This is a genomic window from Neobacillus vireti, from assembly GCF_036962465.1.
In the GTDB taxonomy this organism is placed as follows: domain Bacteria; phylum Bacillota; class Bacilli; order Bacillales; family Cytobacillaceae; genus Neobacillus; species Neobacillus vireti_B.
This window is the reverse complement of sequence record NZ_JBALNF010000053.1, coordinates 46,771-63,134: the sequence shown is the minus strand read 5'-3', so window position 1 is coordinate 63,134 and position 16,364 is coordinate 46,771. Positions and strand designations below refer to the sequence as shown.

Annotated in this window: 15 protein-coding genes, 1 tRNA gene and 1 pseudogene; 6 read left to right on the top strand and 11 right to left on the bottom strand. The window is 38.1% G+C overall.

The window, feature by feature from the left end; genetic code table 11:
* Positions 1 to 348: 348 nt before the first annotated feature.
* The gene (ilvA, locus tag V7077_RS20595; protein WP_335505387.1) at positions 349 to 1,560 is read right to left on the bottom strand and encodes a threonine ammonia-lyase; all 1,212 of its coding nucleotides are present in this window, start codon (positions 1,558 to 1,560) and stop codon (positions 349 to 351) included.
* Between the two features lie 627 nt (positions 1,561 to 2,187).
* Here ilvA and V7077_RS20590 point away from each other — a divergent pair.
* Together V7077_RS20590 and V7077_RS20585 are read left to right on the top strand one after the other, a co-directional pair.
* Positions 2,188 to 2,691, top strand: a complete 504-nt coding sequence (locus V7077_RS20590; RefSeq protein ID WP_335505385.1) for a hypothetical protein — start codon at positions 2,188 to 2,190, stop codon at positions 2,689 to 2,691.
* Positions 2,692 to 2,854: 163 nt separating this feature from the next.
* A complete protein-coding gene (locus tag V7077_RS20585) occupies positions 2,855 to 3,223 on the top strand; it encodes an SET domain-containing protein (protein WP_335505383.1) in 369 nt (122 codons plus the stop codon).
* A gap of 52 nt (positions 3,224 to 3,275) precedes the next feature.
* Here the strand turns inward: V7077_RS20585 and V7077_RS20580 are convergent, their stop codons facing one another.
* The gene (locus V7077_RS20580) at positions 3,276 to 3,638 is read right to left on the bottom strand and encodes a group I truncated hemoglobin (protein ID WP_335505381.1); all 363 of its coding nucleotides are present in this window, start codon (positions 3,636 to 3,638) and stop codon (positions 3,276 to 3,278) included.
* Positions 3,639 to 3,780: 142 nt separating this feature from the next.
* On the opposite strand from V7077_RS20580, the gene V7077_RS20575 reads away from it, so the two are divergent.
* Complete coding sequence (locus V7077_RS20575) at positions 3,781 to 4,833, top strand: DUF3231 family protein (RefSeq protein WP_335505378.1); 1,053 nt, start codon at positions 3,781 to 3,783, stop codon at positions 4,831 to 4,833.
* Here the strand turns inward: V7077_RS20575 and V7077_RS20570 are convergent.
* A pseudogene (locus tag V7077_RS20570) lies at positions 4,834 to 5,057 on the bottom strand (DUF1731 domain-containing protein).
* A 15-nt stretch (positions 5,058 to 5,072) separates the two neighbouring features.
* The gene (locus V7077_RS20565) at positions 5,073 to 5,573 is read right to left on the bottom strand and encodes a hypothetical protein (protein ID WP_335505376.1); all 501 of its coding nucleotides are present in this window, start codon (positions 5,571 to 5,573) and stop codon (positions 5,073 to 5,075) included.
* A 122-nt stretch (positions 5,574 to 5,695) separates the two neighbouring features.
* Between V7077_RS20565 and V7077_RS20560 the strand changes: the two genes are divergently transcribed.
* Positions 5,696 to 5,875 (top strand): hypothetical protein, encoded by a 180-nt coding sequence (locus tag V7077_RS20560; protein ID WP_335505374.1) that lies wholly within the window; start codon positions 5,696 to 5,698, stop codon positions 5,873 to 5,875.
* A 64-nt stretch (positions 5,876 to 5,939) separates the two neighbouring features.
* Here V7077_RS20560 and V7077_RS20555 read toward each other — a convergent pair whose 3' ends face one another.
* On the bottom strand, positions 5,940 to 8,093 hold the full coding sequence (locus V7077_RS20555) for a sensor domain-containing protein (RefSeq protein WP_335505372.1): 2,154 nt from the start codon (positions 8,091 to 8,093) through the stop codon (positions 5,940 to 5,942).
* A gap of 221 nt (positions 8,094 to 8,314) precedes the next feature.
* Between V7077_RS20555 and V7077_RS20550 the strand changes: the two genes are divergently transcribed.
* Positions 8,315 to 8,400, top strand: a tRNA-OTHER gene (locus V7077_RS20550).
* Positions 8,401 to 8,476: 76 nt separating this feature from the next.
* Here the strand turns inward: V7077_RS20550 and V7077_RS20545 are convergent.
* From V7077_RS20545 to V7077_RS20525, 5 genes are all read right to left on the bottom strand, one after another.
* Positions 8,477 to 9,559: an inorganic phosphate transporter gene (locus V7077_RS20545; RefSeq protein ID WP_335505370.1), complete on the bottom strand. Its 1,083-nt coding sequence runs from the start codon at positions 9,557 to 9,559 to the stop codon at positions 8,477 to 8,479.
* A 266-nt stretch (positions 9,560 to 9,825) separates the two neighbouring features.
* Complete coding sequence (locus tag V7077_RS20540; RefSeq protein ID WP_335505368.1) at positions 9,826 to 11,388, bottom strand: acyl-CoA synthetase; 1,563 nt, start codon at positions 11,386 to 11,388, stop codon at positions 9,826 to 9,828.
* A 349-nt stretch (positions 11,389 to 11,737) separates the two neighbouring features.
* The gene (locus V7077_RS20535) at positions 11,738 to 12,031 is read right to left on the bottom strand and encodes a Dabb family protein (RefSeq protein ID WP_335505367.1); all 294 of its coding nucleotides are present in this window, start codon (positions 12,029 to 12,031) and stop codon (positions 11,738 to 11,740) included.
* A complete protein-coding gene (locus tag V7077_RS20530; protein ID WP_335505364.1) occupies positions 12,028 to 13,293 on the bottom strand; it encodes a flavin-dependent oxidoreductase in 1,266 nt (421 codons plus the stop codon). The genes V7077_RS20535 and V7077_RS20530 overlap by 4 nt, the downstream gene beginning before the upstream one ends.
* Before the next feature lie 224 nt (positions 13,294 to 13,517).
* Positions 13,518 to 14,102, bottom strand: coding sequence for a DUF2269 family protein (locus tag V7077_RS20525; RefSeq protein WP_335505362.1), 585 nt, complete (start codon positions 14,100 to 14,102; stop codon positions 13,518 to 13,520).
* A 237-nt stretch (positions 14,103 to 14,339) separates the two neighbouring features.
* On the opposite strand from V7077_RS20525, the gene V7077_RS20520 reads away from it, so the two are divergent.
* Positions 14,340 to 14,825, top strand: a complete 486-nt coding sequence (locus tag V7077_RS20520) for a DUF2798 domain-containing protein (protein WP_335505360.1) — start codon at positions 14,340 to 14,342, stop codon at positions 14,823 to 14,825.
* 70 nt (positions 14,826 to 14,895) lie between these two features.
* On the opposite strand, the gene V7077_RS20515 is transcribed toward V7077_RS20520, so the two are convergent.
* On the bottom strand, positions 14,896 to 16,290 hold the full coding sequence (locus V7077_RS20515) for an MATE family efflux transporter (RefSeq protein ID WP_335505358.1): 1,395 nt from the start codon (positions 16,288 to 16,290) through the stop codon (positions 14,896 to 14,898).
* Between the last annotated feature and the right edge of the window lie 74 nt (positions 16,291 to 16,364).

Here is a 16,364-nt window from a genome sequence, read left to right as displayed (position 1 = left end):
AGTTGGCCCCAGTTCGGACACTGACTGCTGAAAAACGAGATTGCTTGTCTGAAGTTGACTCTACTTCGGACACTGACACCTGGAAAATGAGATCGCTTGTCTGAAGTTGGCTTTAGTTCGGACACTGACTGCTGAAAAACGAGTTGGCCTGTCCGAAGTTGGCTCTACTTCGGACAAAGTCACCTGAAAATCGAAATCGCTTGTCTGAAGTTGGCTCTACTTCGGACACTGACAGCTAAGAAATTAGATCGCCTGTCGGAACCTAGTTCTCCTTCTGACACTGACAGCTATGAAATCGCCCGTCGGAACCAGATTCTGATTCGGACACTACCACTGGGAATCAAGCCCCTAGTCCGAGTCCTTAACCACATATCCACTGTTTTTTAAAACTCTCCTGATCTCCTCAATATGATCCTGATTTTTCGTTTCTAACGCCAGCTCCAGCTGGGCATAGCCAGGATAAATATCCTTGCCCACATGATCAAGATGTACAGATTGTATATTAGCATCCAGCTCAGCAATCGAGCTCAGCACCTTTTGCAGTTCACCTGGCTTATCTTTTACAATCATTGAAAAATTAGCGTACCTTCCCGACTCCACCATCCCACGTTCAATAATCCGTGAGATAAAATTCACATCTACATTACCGCCGCTGATAACCGCAACCACATTCTTCTCTTTAAAGTTAACCTTCTGATATAAAAGTGACGCTAACGAAACAGCCCCTGATCCTTCCACAAGCAGCTTATTTCGTTCTAACAGAAGCAGCATGGTCCTGGCAATTTCCATTTCATCGACACAAATAATATCATCTACATACTTTTCAACCAGTTCAAAATTATGTAAGCCCGGTTTCTTGACGGCAATTCCGTCTGCCATTGTCGGCGTAGACTCCACCCTTACAGGCCCATTTTCTACTAATGATTGTTTCATGCTTGGGCAAGCCATCGCTTGAACACCAAAAACACGGACATGGGGATTCTTCTCTTTAACAGCCAATGCAATGCCGCCAATAAGTCCGCCTCCCCCCACTGGAACCATAATCGCTTCCACATCTGGAAGCTGTTCGAGAATTTCTAAACCAACCGTCCCCTGCCCCGCTATAACGGAGTCATCATCAAAGGCATGGACAAATGTTGCCCCCATCTGCTCCTTTAGTTCTAAAGCATAGGCAAGTGCATCATCGAATGTTTGTCCCTGAAGTACAACCTTCGCTCCATATTGCCTGGTCGCTGACACTTTACTAAGCGGCGCCCCCTTTGGCATAACAATGGTGCAAGGAATTCCTAACATTTGACTTGAATAGGCAACACCCTGAGCGTGATTTCCGGCTGATGCGGCCACAACCCCTTTATGTAATTCCTCATCCGTTAAAGAAATCATTTTATTATAGGATCCTCTCACTTTAAAAGACCCTGTTTTCTGCAAGTTTTCCAGCTTTAGATAGACTTTGTTATTGGCTGAAATACTGCTGAAGGTTTGTGAAAAATCTAAGGGAGTTGTGTGGACAATTCCCTTCATTTTTTCACGGGCAAGAATGATATCATCTAAGGTTATCATATAAACTACCTCCTACATCCCACTTTCTTATTTTTAGGATGTCTTAGCTAAGGTTATCTATTCTTCAGCAGCAGACAAAGAAGGAATAACGTACAATCATATTTGTATAAAAGACGCCTCTACGATAAACAATAAGCATTAAAATATTCCAGGTGAGACCATGACCCTTTCACTATTTATGTACTTTTTAGGTTTACTGACAATTTCCTTTTGCTGTTATCAAAAAAAGCTTCATCTTTTTGAAATATTTTTTATATGGATGACAGTTTGGTTAATAACTCATTTCATTTCTACCGTTCTGATCATTAATTTTAGAGTCATTGAGGTTTCAAGTGGGTATGGTAACTTTTGGGTTCACTTTTTTAAAAGGTTTATCCTTTTTCCACAATTCATTGTCATTATGTTCGATATTTATCTGAGATTGAAACCGAAACTCTTTAAATTTTTAACGTTAATCGTAACGGTTTTTTTACTTTCAGGTATTGAGTTTCTTTTTATTGATTTAGGTGTATTAAAAAATTTACATTATAGTTTGATTTTATCTTTACTAGAATGGATTAGTACCGTTTTACTTACGTTCCTAACATGGAAATGGTATCGATATAAACGCCTTATGAGGTATTCGTAATGTTACTATACTTTCCAAGTAAGTTCGACGGAAATGAATGGGCAATTATTTTAGCTTTACTTTTCAATATTTTTGTTTTTATCTTTCTTCCAAAAAGAATTCCTAAAAAAATTACACCGCATCTAGTTCTATTAAGCATATCGTTTCCAAAAATAATGGACACCACGTTGGCTGTAAAACCACTTAATCTATATGATTTAAATGACACATTTCAATATGAATTTTTTGATCTGGCTCTATATGGTGTATATCCCGCTTTTGGATACCTTTTTATTTATATTTATGATTATTATAAATTTAAAGGGTTCGGATTAGTGTTGTATTTCATCGGATGGTCTTTGGCAGGTGTGGGGGTTGAACTCTTATTAGTCTATTTACATGTATTTGTTTACAAAGGCTGGCATCTTATTTATTCTTTAGCTATTTATATATTGGTTTTGCCCCTTACTTTTTTGTTTTATAAGTTTGTTTCTTACTATCTTATAGAAAAGCCACAAAAGTAAGCTAAAGAGCACCCTCTAGGTGCTTTTTATTTTGCCCGAATTGTAAAAACCACAATCAGATACCTAAGCCTTTTCTGCTCTCAAATAGACATAGTCAAACTGCGACCGTCTGGCATAGAGTAGTAAAAAATCCAAATGGAATGATTAATGGGCGGTGAATGAAGTGTTAGAGGTAAAAGCTTGTAAATATGGCAGAGGCATCTTTGCAACAAGTAATATTCGTAAGGGTGAGCTGATTCATGAGGCCCCGGTGATTATTTCCCCAAGTGAAGAATACAGACACTTAAAGAAGACAGTATTTATAGAGTATGTATTTTGGTGGGGCGAAAACTTAGAGGAATGTGCACTGGCATTAGGCTATGGTTCGCTATTTAACCATTCCTATACACCAAATGCGTTATACAAGCTCAACTTAACTCAAAAAACGATTGACTTTTATGCCCATACCGATATAAATGAGGGCGAAGAAATCCTAATCAATTACAATGGCGACCCTAAAGATGAAACTCCCGTATGGTTTGATATCCTTTAAGACTTTTATAAAAGACAAATGGGACCCGAAATAGGTCCCTTTTTCGCTTTTTCTACTGGTACAAGATATCTTCACGTAAGGACGCTACCCTAGTTAAAGCCTGATCAATATCAGCTTCACTCACACCAAAATGAGCAAGGGCATCATGCAGATGGTTTACAATTGCATTAAAATGTTCCGGCTGCAAATTCATCCCATGATGTGCTTTCGCCATTGATTGACCAGAATATTGGTTTGGTCCGCCAAGGGCAAAACTGATAAATTTAGTTTGATGTTTCTTTTGCTTTTCCATATCGGTGTGTTCAAAAAATTGATTGACAGTCTGATCCTTTAACACTAATTCATTATAAAAATAATCAACCACTTTTCCAATTGCTTCTTGTCCGCCAACTTTTTCGTAAAGATTTTGTTCCATGAAATATCACTCCTATTCCGTAACATACAAAACTATTTTCCTCAAAAACAGCTTAAATATTCGAATCTTAATGGAACAAGTCCCTAGAATAAATTTATTTTGTTAGAAAAAACTAAGAAAAATGAGTTAAGGGGTATTCTAGATGCAGCCTAATAAAGTTATTAAACCGTTAAAACTAAGCCCAAACAAATTAAAACCAAATGCAAAGCTAACTGCAGCTGATATGGGGAAACTTTGGGCAACTTATGTGGGAAATAGTATGTCAAATTGGATTTTAAAATACTTCCTTAAACATATTGAGGATGAGGATATTCGACTTTTAGTAGAAAACGGCTTGGGATTGACTGAGGATTTCATGCAGACGATCGAGCAGTTCCTATCAAAGGAGAACTATCCGATTCCTGTTGGTTTTACAAAAGACGATGTAAATCTTGGGGCACCTCGTTTATTTCAAGATGAATTTTATGTTCACTATTTAAAATATGCGGGAAAAGCAGGGTTAAGTTTGTATAATGTTGCAATTCCTTTAGTGCTCAGAGAAGATATCAGAGACTTTTTTATTTATTGCAATATCTCTACAATTACGTTTCTTGGTCAGCTGAACGATGTATTAATGACAAAAGGTCTAATCATAAAACCTCCTATTCTGCCTATACCCGAAAAAGTAGATTTTGTAAAAAAACAAAATTACTTAAAAGGATTTTTCGGAGATGTTCGCTCCCTCCACGCACTCGAAATTACACATCTTTACGATAACATCGAAAATAACACAACCAGCAAAGCCTTATTAATCGCTTTTAGTCAGGTTGCAAAAGATGAAAAGGTCCGACAATTTCTCATTCGAGGCCGTGAAATAACCGATCGATCCGTCAAACAATATAGTGAAAAATTACAAAAGGATAATTTACCTTTCCCCACTCAGATCGACCATTTAGTAACAGAATCTACCTTTTCACCTTTTTCCGATAAATTAATGGTCTTCCACAAAGTTGATATGTTCTCGATGAAGATACGATCATTTGGGAATTCAATCGCGGTAAATGGAAGAAGAGATATAGGGTCCATGTATATGCGCTCACTGGCGGAAATGTTGGTATACGTCGAAGATGGAGCTAATATATTGATTGATAATGGCTGGATGGAAGAACCTCCGAAAGCAGCCGACCGAGAAGATTTAGCATCCAATAAGTCTTAATTATTGGATGCTCTTTTCATTTAACAGTAAATCCTCCAGGGCAGGTTTAAGGGAAGGGTACGAGAATTCAAAGCCTTCACGTTTCAAGACACGGGGTCAACATTCTGTCCCTCTAATACTAGTCGACTCTTTTGCCCAAGGACTAATTTCATCGCAAATGAAGGTAACAGCAACCAGTGCGGACGATGTAAAACAGACCCAATCGTTTGACCTAACTCCTTCATTCTAACTGGAGCAGATCATTGATCTATTTTTTTCCAATGGTAATAAATAAATTCCTTAAACATTTCATTGAGTTGTGCCTTTTTTTGATTTTTTAACCATTCTACTTGATCAATAGGCAGTTTTAGTTTTAAATTAATAGTTTCATCTGGCATCTCTACTTTTCGTATTTCTTCGATTGTGATGCCTTCTTCAAGATTTGAAAACCATGAATCATTCTCATTTACCTGGTCTAAAAAATAATAGTCATCGGCGTCATCAAGTTCACAAAATAAATTAAGCTGCGGCAAGCCCCCTGCTAGGACTTTAACATTCATAATCGAATGAATGATCCTGCCATCTTCTAATTCTATTTCAATAATGAGATGATCTTCTTTTTTATATTTATTTACGACAACTTCACTAACGATAAGGTCCAACTCTAATGTGAATCCTGAACTTGCTTCAAACACATATATCGCACTTTTAAATATGTGGATGATTTCCCCATCAATCTTCACTGATTTAACTTCTGCCATTATAGTTCTTCCCCCAAAAAGTTGTTAAAAATATGTAATGGATTATTTATCATCATAACACCAAATGAGCTTTTTGAGGACGAAAAATGGCTGGGATAAGTTCTATTTATGGAGTAAATAATATGAACATTAATAAAGGAGTGATTACATTGGTAAAAGAAAAAATGAATCCAAGGAATGAAAATAACAATTCCGGACAGCACCAAAAAACGTTAGATGAGATTAAAAAAAAGAGTCCGATGGATTGGGGCGTAATAGACTTTGCAGAAAGCGTCCAGCATCAGACTATAAGGGAAGAATAAGTTTATACACAATAGGAAAGTGGTCAAAACATTCTCCTATTGTGTATAAAAATCAATCACATTATTAAGTTATCATTAGAGATTCTTCATCGTTCACCAGCAGCCTTTTTACTTCCTGCGCTTCAACAGGTTTACTAATATAGTTTCCTTGAGCAAAGTCGCAAGAACGATTGACAAGAAAGTCATACTGTCCACCATTTTCTACGCCCTCGGCAACGACATTCATTTTCAAATTATGAGCCAAGGAAATAACAGCAGAAGCAATCTTTGCATCTGTGTCGTCCCTTTCGATGTTAGCCATAAACGTGCGGTCTAGCTTAAGTGTATCAATTGGGAATAATTTTAAATAGCTCAGCGAAGAAAATCCAGTGCCGAAATCGTCGATGGATATCTTAATTCCAACTTGTTTTAGTTTTTGTAAAACCCGCACAGCTTCTTCTGGATTTTTCATGACCATCCCTTCTGTTACCTCTAATTCGAGGGAATCAGGGGATAAACCGGTCTCTTCAAGGACGGAAAGAATCATCTCCATCAGGTTGTGTCTTTGAAATTGTTTTGGTGACAAATTGACACTTATGGTGATATTTCCAAAGCCTAAATCCTGCCATTCTTTACACTGCCTGCAGGCTTCCCGCATTACCCACTCACCTATTTGAACAATCAGACCGGTTTCTTCGGCGATAGGGATAAAGGCATTAGGAAGAATAAGTTGGCCGAGTTTATTTTTCCACCGAATTAAAGCCTCCACCGCTTTGATTTCACCTGTTTGTAAGTTTACTTTGGGTTGATAATGGAGGATAAACTCATTTTCATCCAATGCCCTTCTTAACAGAATTTCCAGGTCCATCCGTTTATTCGCATGATGTTTCATCTCAGGATGGTATAAACTATAGCAGCTTCTTCCCAGTTCCTTAGAACCATACATCGCAAGGTCAGCGTTTTTAATGAGGGAATTAAGGTCTGTCCCATCCTTAGGATAGAAACTAATCCCCATACTGGTTGAGATATTCAGCTTTTGCCCCTTTATTAGGAATGGGGCCGCCATTACATCCATAATCCGCTCGCAAATTCCGGTTATTTCCTTTTCACTAGATAATTGAGGGATTAGAGCGATAAATTCATCCCCGCCAAACCGGGCCAGTTTAACCTCTCTATGCTCCGTTGCTGATTGCAGCCTTTTTGAAACTTCCTGAAGCAGCAAATCTCCCGCTTCGTGTCCCAAGCTATCATTTACAACTTTGAAATAGTCCAAGTCCAATAAAAGGAAGCCCAATAGACTTGGGGATTCATTCTTTTTGGCCATATGCTCCTCTAAAATGGACTGGATTGCCCAACGATTGGGCAGACCAGTTAAGGCATCATGAAACGCCATATGTTTGATTTGTTCTTCAGCTCTTTTTTTATCTCGAATATCTCGGCAAAGGGCAAAATACATTTGGTTTTCCCCAATATGAATGAGGCGAATATTGATATCTACCGGAATTTGAATTTCGTGATTCCCCATCATCATATCCTCAAAATTACTGGAAGCCTGCTCTTTGGATTCAATCTTTAAGTGTTTTATTTTTTCTGGAAGCTTTGAAAAGACCATTTCAGTACTCATCTTGAGCAGTTCTTCCTTAGAAAAATTTAATACTTCACAAGCAGTCGGATTAACTTCCGTAATCATTCCATCTGTTCCGATTAAGAAAAAACTATCTGCAGCCTGCTCTGTTAAACTTCTGAACTTCTCTTCACTCTCTTTTAAGCGATTTTCAGCTCTGACCCGGTCGGTTATCTCTAAAGCAAAACCTAGTAATACGTCTTCATCCGATTCATCAATATGGATAATGGTTTTTCCAGAAAACATATGATGCTCCTCACCTTTATATCCACTTGGAAATTCCCTAGTGATTAGCTGCCGCTTCTTCCAAACTTCAAGGTCATAAGCACGATTCATTTCGGCGATTTCACGTGGAAAGTAATCAAAAATCGTCTTTCCTACGATTTTATCCAAACTTACACCATTCGATAGGCATACTTGTTTATTGGCATAGAGGGTGCGCCCTTCCGGATCTTCCAAGAAGATATTAATCGGTAAAGCGTCCAATATTCCTTGATATAAAGATTCGTTTACACGAATTTGCTTTGAAAGCTCCTGGTTCTTCCGTTCCAGTTCAGCGACCTGTAGACGCAGCTTTTCTACTTCATTTGCCTGCTGATTAGACTGAACGTCCATCTACACCCTCCTCAAAATAGGTACGTTTTTGTATTATATTTAAAGTTAGTTGATGTTAGTTAAGAAAAAATGAATAAATATATTTCTATTATATAACATTATATAATAGGAATATTTGCACATATTTTTAATTTAAGAAAGATTTATGAAGATGAAGAAAAAAATGAAGATAAGAGCGTGGTTATTGTATAAAACTGCATATTAAGGGCATTTTATAGATAGGACTTGTAGCTCAATGATAGAGCAACTTGCAGTCATCCTATGAAGACTGTAACGTATCTTGTGGGTTTGAATCCCACCAAGTCCTTAAAAAGAAGCAGCTCCAGACTTCATCGCAAAATGGATGAAAGCCTGGAGCTCTATTTGTTTATATAGGCAGCAATTTAGATCCCGCCACCCTCGTCATGAATCGTGCTGTTTTCTTTACGAATATTGGCATAAAGGCTTAACGTCCCTAATGCAGCAATTAAAGTACTTACTATTACGATGATATTGTAAAAATTTGTTTTAATTAACAAGTTAATCAATGTATAAGAAATAACCAAAGAAGCTAAAGGTGAAATTAACCAGACTTTCAATATCTTTCTAATCACAGCTTTTTGCCAAAAGCCAATTCCTTTTTGTGATGCCCCGATACCCAAGATTCCACATGTGGTTACTTGAGTTAATGGAATCGGCAGCCCAAAGATAGAAGCAATCGTAACTAAAGCCCCACCAGTAAACGAAACCGCACTGCCTTCTAATAGGGATAGTTTTGTAATTTTCTTCCCATTTGTTTCGATTACCCTGCCCCCTAGGAGAATTGCCCCTATAGCAACAAATAGTCCACCGATCCAAATCCCTTTGGAGGTAGAAAGCATACCTGCTCCGACTAACGGTCCAACGGCATTGGCCACATTGTTCATCCCTGCAGAAAAGGCTTCAAAGCATCCCCCCAAAACAAGGATCCTCCCCAGCCATTTTTTCCATTTTCCTTGCTTTGTCAAACTTGGCCAGCGCTTTTCAGATTTGGCAATCAGTTTTCCAAAAATAAACGTAATGATGAAGGAAACTACTGGAACAATAATCCAAAAAGAAATAATAACAATTAGACTATTAATGAACAAACTTTTATAGGCGATTCCCGCACCTACGATGGCCCCAACAGTAACTTCACTTGTGGAAAGAGGGATTCCCATTAAATTTGCAATAAACAAGGTTAGGGTTGCACCAGCTAAAATAAGAACCACTAGTTCAATCGTAAGGATTTTCGAAGGAATAATCCCACTTCCTATTGTCTTAACGACCTCCCCGCCGCCAAGAACAGCTCCTAAAAAAGCGGCGATGGCTACTAAAACCATAGCAAGCCATTTATTCCTTATCGCATCTGCACCATAGGCCGACCCCATGGATGCGGCGGTTCCGCTTGCTCCAATATTCATCGCGAAGAAGAATGCTATGATAAAAGCTAAATACGTCCAAAACATATCAATCTCTCCTTATGTATGTCTATCTATCTAGCAGAATAAATCTCGCAATGTTCCGAAACTTCAATTCACACTATTCAGGTAGGATTAATTTTATATTATACAATTCCTTTTCCCAATAATCAACATCCAAATTGCTTATGTCATAGAATTTTTTTAAAATTTCTAAAAAAAGCTTGTTCGTTTTATGGAAGTTGTTTACTAGCCCTTCAAATAAAAAAATGCTATAACCCATATGGCTATAGCATCCTTTATCATTATAAAATTTATTGTTGCACCCTCAAAGCTACCCGGCGGATTTTTCCTGAATCGGTCTTAGGCAGTGCTTCCATGTATTCAATTACACGTGGATACTTATAAGGAGCAGTTAAGTTTTTCACAAAACTTTGCAATTCTTTCGTTAACTCAGGTGTACCGTTAACCCCATCTTTTAATACCACGCACGCTTTTACAACATTGCCTCTTACAGGATCAGGTGCGGCAACAACAGCACACTCTTTTACCGCTTTATGTTTCATTAACGCATCTTCCACTTCAAAAGGTCCAATCGTATAGCCGGAGCTAATGATGACATCATCTTTTCTTCCCTGGAACCAATAATAATTGTCCTCGTCTCTAAAAGCACGGTCTCCAGTTAAAAAGTAGTCACCTAGATAAGACGCGGCAGTGGATTCTTGATTCTTATAATAATGTTGAAAAAGGGCCGGGAAATCCTTTTTAATCGCAATCGTCCCCACTTCCTTTACTGGAGCTGGCTGTCCTTCATCATTTACTACCTCTATAAATTCAGGCATTAGAGGCTTGCCCATTGAACCTAATTTACTCTCATCAATGTTCAGATTCGCAATCAATAAAGTACTTTCAGTCTGGCCATAACCGTCACGGATTAGAATGTTAAATTCATTTTTAAAGACATCAATCACTTCACGGTTTAGTGCCTCACCTGCAGAAACGGCTGTATGTAATGGGGTGAGATCGAAATTTGAAAGGTCATCTAATTTTGCCATCATCCGATACTCTGTAGGTGTACAGCATAAAACATTGACCTTGTTGTCTTGAAGAAGCTGCAAGTATTTATGCGGCTGGAATCTTCCATTATAGACAAATCCAGTTGCACCGGAACCTAATATCGACAAGAAAGGACTCCAAACCCATTTCTGCCAGCCTGGTGCAGCTGTTGCCCAAACAAGATCGTCTTCACTGATGTTGAGCCATTTTGAAGCGGCAATTCGTACATGAGCATATCCCCAGCCATGACTGTGAACGACCCCTTTTGGCTGTCCTGTGGTACCAGATGTATAAGCTAAAAAGGCCACATCCTCTTTTAAGGTATCTGCATCAGTAAACGTTTCAGGCTCTTCTTCCATCAATGCTTCCATTGAGAGCCAATTAGGTACTTCCTGACCGAAGGCAATTTGATATTGAAGAAATGGTGTTTCCTCTGTGATATTTTCAAATTCTTGAATTAAATTGTAGTAGGAAATAACAGCTTTCGCTTCGGAGTGATTTAAACGATAAACTAAATCTTTTGCACGAAGCAATTCAGAAGAAGGGCTAATAACAATTCCTGCCTTTAAACAGGCTAGATAAATCACATAGGACTCGATTAATCGAGTAGTCATGACAACGATGCGATCCCCTTTACGAAGACCTAGTTTCGTTAAACTATTAGCTAATTTGTTTGCCTTTTTATTTAGCTCATCATAAGTTAATGTATTAAACTCGCCATTTTCATTTTCCCATTTCAAAGCAATTTTATCAGATACATGCTTTGATATTTCACTTGCTAAATTAAAGTGTTCTGGTGCTAACAATGATTTCAAATCCACTGTGGTCAATCTCCAATCTAATAATTTAAAAAACACTTTTCTAAATAAAACTGTGTCTTTTTTGAAATTTCTAAGAATTAGTACCTAGTAATAGTACAAGCCTTTAAAAATTATATACTTACAATAATACCACTTTGAAATGGAATGTAAATTAATTAACATCAAAATTTCACCTAATCGTAGTATTTAATAACTAATAAAGTGATATTCCCAAACACACGGTGCCTGTCACCATTTATAATATCAGCATAAAAAAAATAGGATAAAATCAGTGTTACCTACTGATATTATCCTACTACCAAAAAGCAAGAACGCGTTAGAGCGTTAAAGTCCTTACTTAAAAAAATAACTAAAATTCAAAATCCACAATAATACTATCTTCCAAGCCAATCTCCTTCAAATAACTGAATACCTCTTGATGTGCTGGATGCGGGCCATAGTTTGCTAATGAAGTTTTGTCTTCAAAGCGGACCGTCAAGCCCATTTCAAAACCCTGACTACGGTTCGAAAAATTAGCCCCCTGCTGAATATCAACAATCCCAGGTATCACACTTTTTAAAGATAACGTTCGGCGAATTAATTCTTCCTTCTGTTCTTTAGTAGTTTTTGACGAAAATTTAAGTAAGACGATATGTTCAATCATGATTTGACTCCTAGTTTACTATTCAGCTTTTCCTTATCGAAACCGGCAATTTGCTTATATCTAGTAGAGATTTCCTTTAATTCCTCATATGAAACCACATCTTCTAAATGGGTATAACCATTTGGAGCCCGCTCTTCGACGATTTGCATGACAACTTCTGGACCATTCTTCCGATTGGATGTGACAATGTTTGCTGTTGGTTCTAATCTAGCCTCCTCGTAAGCCTTCAAAGCTAGTTCAGCATCGTGATGCTCCAAAATCGCTTCTCCCAAAGCATCAGCATCAAGTATCGCTTGTGAAGCACCATTAGAGCCAATTGGATACATGGGATGTGCTGCATCCCCTAATAAAGTAACACGCCCAAAGGTCCACTGCGGCAGGGGATCCCGGTCCACCATTGGGAATTCATAAACAGCATCTGTTTCATCAATCAACTTTGGCACATTTAGCCAGCCAAAATCCCATGACGCAAAGGCCGGTGCAAAGATCTCCTTGTCAATTTTCCGATTCCAATCTGCCCTCGAAGGCATTTCATCTTCAACCGCTAGTTCCGCAATCCAGTTAACAAGCGAACCTCCTTTTGCTGCGGTGTCGGGGCAAACGGGATAGGCGACAAATTTTTGATCCTGGTAGCCTGCCATTATCATGGATCTTCCTGTTAGAAAAGGTGTAGACTCTGTAATACCACGCCATAAAATTCGTCCACTAAATTTAGGCAGTCCTTCATCAGGATAATAAAATTTTCTTGCAACGGAATGAATCCCATCGGCCGCAATCATGATGTCAGCATAGTAAGACCCTAGACTCTCGCCTGTTTTTCGGTTTTCAAACTGCGCTGTCACTATATCGCCAAAGGTTTGGAATGATTTTAAATGATGTCCGGTAAACACTGCTGCTTCCCCAAGTTCCTTTTTAACAGCATCCAATAACAACATTTGCAGCTTTCCACGGTGTATGGAGTATTGCGGCCAGTGGTACCCCGCCTCAACGCCTCGAGGCTCCCGCCAAATATTTTGACCAAATTTGTTAACATAAAGGAGTTCGGCTGTTGGTAAGCCTATTTTTTGTAGTTCACCCTCTAAACCTAGTTCGGTTAAAACTCTAACTGCATGTGGTAATAGGTTAATTCCAACACCGAGAGCTTTAATTGTTTCTACACTTTCAAAAACACGCACTGACACGCCAACGCGGTGAAGTTTTAGGGCAGTCACAAGTCCGCCAATCCCGCCGCCAACCACAATGGCCGTTTTGATATTAGTCATCTTACTCTCTCCTTGTTTTTCATAACTTGCTGATTATTCTTAATTATTACACAAAGAGAAAATATATCAATATTTTATTTTCTACGAAAGGTACAGTTGTATTTTAGCTTCTTGGAGCAGGACCCACTTGACCCCACGATAATTCTAATTTGACAGACAAGTTGCTGCTTAAAATAAAAATAGGAGAAAATCCAAACCGGACTCTCCCCCACTCTATGTATCTCTTAATTAATGGAATTTGTTTTCTTATTTGAGATTGATACCTTAGTTGAAGTCCGATTTAACAGGATACTAGCTGTCATGAATCCAAGAACAACTGCTATCACGATCGCAACAATCGAACCTACGATAGATACCTTCACTGTCATTAAAAAAACAATCGCTAACGCAAGCATTGTCATAATCATGACTGAATTCCATAACACCCGATCTCTTACCTTTTCCAATAAAACAGCTGATGGCACTACTTCCTTTTCTGCAATTGCAGCATTTAATATCGCCTTTAATCGACGTAGATTAATAATTGGACCCATCAATGTCATAACAATCAACAGAGCCAATGAAAGTTCAATCCACGGATTTCCCCATCCCCACCGAGTAAACACAAGATATAACCCTGGTACTAAAATCAAAAGAACACTAAAAGGCAGCAACCCATCCAATTTAACGGCCAATGCAGCCCAATTTCTCAATGTGTCTGTAGTCTTTGAATTCAGCATGGAAATCATCGCTAATAACGTAATTCCCACTGCCACAAACATAACCACAGCGCCTATGATGTGTAAAAATAATACAATACTATAAAGCACTTCCTATTCCCCCTCAATTTTTCTTTTCCAGTATATATAATTTTTTGGTAGGGCGAAAGTCCTTTATTTAAAATATTTCTATATTTTCAACAGTAATTATGAGTATATTCTCTTAGTTTATTTTAGGTAAAAGCACAATATTTAGATTTTCTAACTAATGTTCACAAAACGTTCACTTATGAAGAGGTTACTACTATCGCTATAATACGAAAGATAAAAGGAAGGGAAGATTGAGAAATGCCTACAACTAAGAGAGAAAGTATTTTATTTGGAACGATGATGTGTTTTGGAATGGTTTTAATTATGTCGGTTTATAATTTATTTCTAAATGGATTGATTGGTGAACTGTCCGTAGGAGAAATGTTTATCGAAGGGGCCATTGGATTTATGATAGCATTGTTTCTGGATCTATTTCTTGTTGGTCCAACAGCAAAAAAAGTGGCATTTATGCTTCCTTATGACAAATCCAAAAAAGTCTATGTCATTTTAGCGATATCTTTTTGTATGGTAGTAGGAATGGTACTGTTTATGTCTTTATACGGACTTGGAACCGCCTTCCTTAATAACGGAGTAAGGACAGGATCCATGATTACTAGCTACTTCTCCATTGTCATTAAGAACTTTATCGTTGCTTTTCCTCTGCAACTACTAATAATGGGACCCATTGTTCGTTTTTTATTTGTAAAAATTATTAAAGGAAAGAATTCCATGAGTGTTGCATAAATATCAAAAGAATAAAGCTGCCATTGGCAGCTTTATTCTTTGATACACTACCTATAGTTCTGGGTGATCGTCACACCAGCTTATGCGCATACCACTTCTTTCCTTTAAATCGCAAAATAAAGATTAATGTACGCATTCCCCACTCGATATTCATCGCTACCCAAACACCGATAATTCCAAATCCAAACGTAATTCCCAATAAATATCCTAAGATGACACGCAATAGCCACATTGAGAGCAAGGAGGCAATCGATGTAAAGTTTGAATCCCCTGCTGCCCTTAAGGCCGATGGCATAATAAAGCTTGCTGGCCATAATAATGGATGACCAACTGCCGAAATTAAAATCATCATAAAAATTGTGGGAATAATTTCAACCGGCGGGCTGAATAGTTTAATTAGGATCGGAAACAAAGGGATCAGCACGGCATCCGCAAGTACAAACAGGATCGTGCCTAGTCCCATCATGGAAATAATAAATTTCCTGGCATCCTGGACGTTCCTTCTTCCGATACATTGTCCCACTACTGTTACAATCGCAATACTTAATGAATTGGGGCCAATTTGAAATAACAGGGCAATCGAATTGCCAATCGCATAAGACGTCAATGCAAGTGTTCCTAATTGGACAATAAATGTTTGTGTTAACAGCTTTCCGCCATTGAAGAATAACTGTTCAGCCGCAAAGGGAAGGCCAATAAACATGACTTTCTTTAAAATAGAAATATCAATATGTAACGCATTGGTCAATTTATATCGGATGGTTTCATTGTATTTAATAATATAAATGACTGCCGCAACCACACCTAGCAGTCTCGCAAAAATGGTGGAAATGACAAGCCCTTCCACCCCCATATCAAAAAAGGTAATCAATAAAACGTTTAGAATGGTATTGGTTAAATTCATTAATAAGGATAAATTCAGGCATGGTTTGGTCTCACCGACTCCTCTTAGTGCCCCCGTTACAGCTTGAAAAATGGCGATGAGTGGATAAGAAAGACAACTGCCAATTAAATAAATTCTGGCATTTTGAAATACTTCGGCTTCTGCCCTGCCGAATAAAAGGCTTAAGGTTGGCGTATGGAAGATGATCACCAAGGCACTAAGGACTACAGAAAATAAGGTAACCGCTGAAATGGCTTGCGTGGCAGTTTTGGACACCATCTCTGAATTGCCGCTGCCTTTATATTGGGCCACCATGACCGTACCACCTGTTGCTACTGCAATAAAGACGTTAACTAAGAATATGTTCAATGAATCCACCATACTCACTGCACTTACAGCAGCAACCCCAGCAGAGCTGACCATGGCGGTGTTTAATAGACTCATAATAATCAAGAAAGCTTGATCAACAAAAATAGGCGTGATAATCGCAAATAATTTCTTATAATCAATCGATTCACCTGTAAAATACTTATCTAACAAAAAAACGGTTCTAGGCTTAATTTTAACTGCGAGTTTGTTCATACCGCTACACTTCTTTTCAATTTATTATGAATTTTATAATGATTGTCAAATGAATATGGACTATTATAGCACGA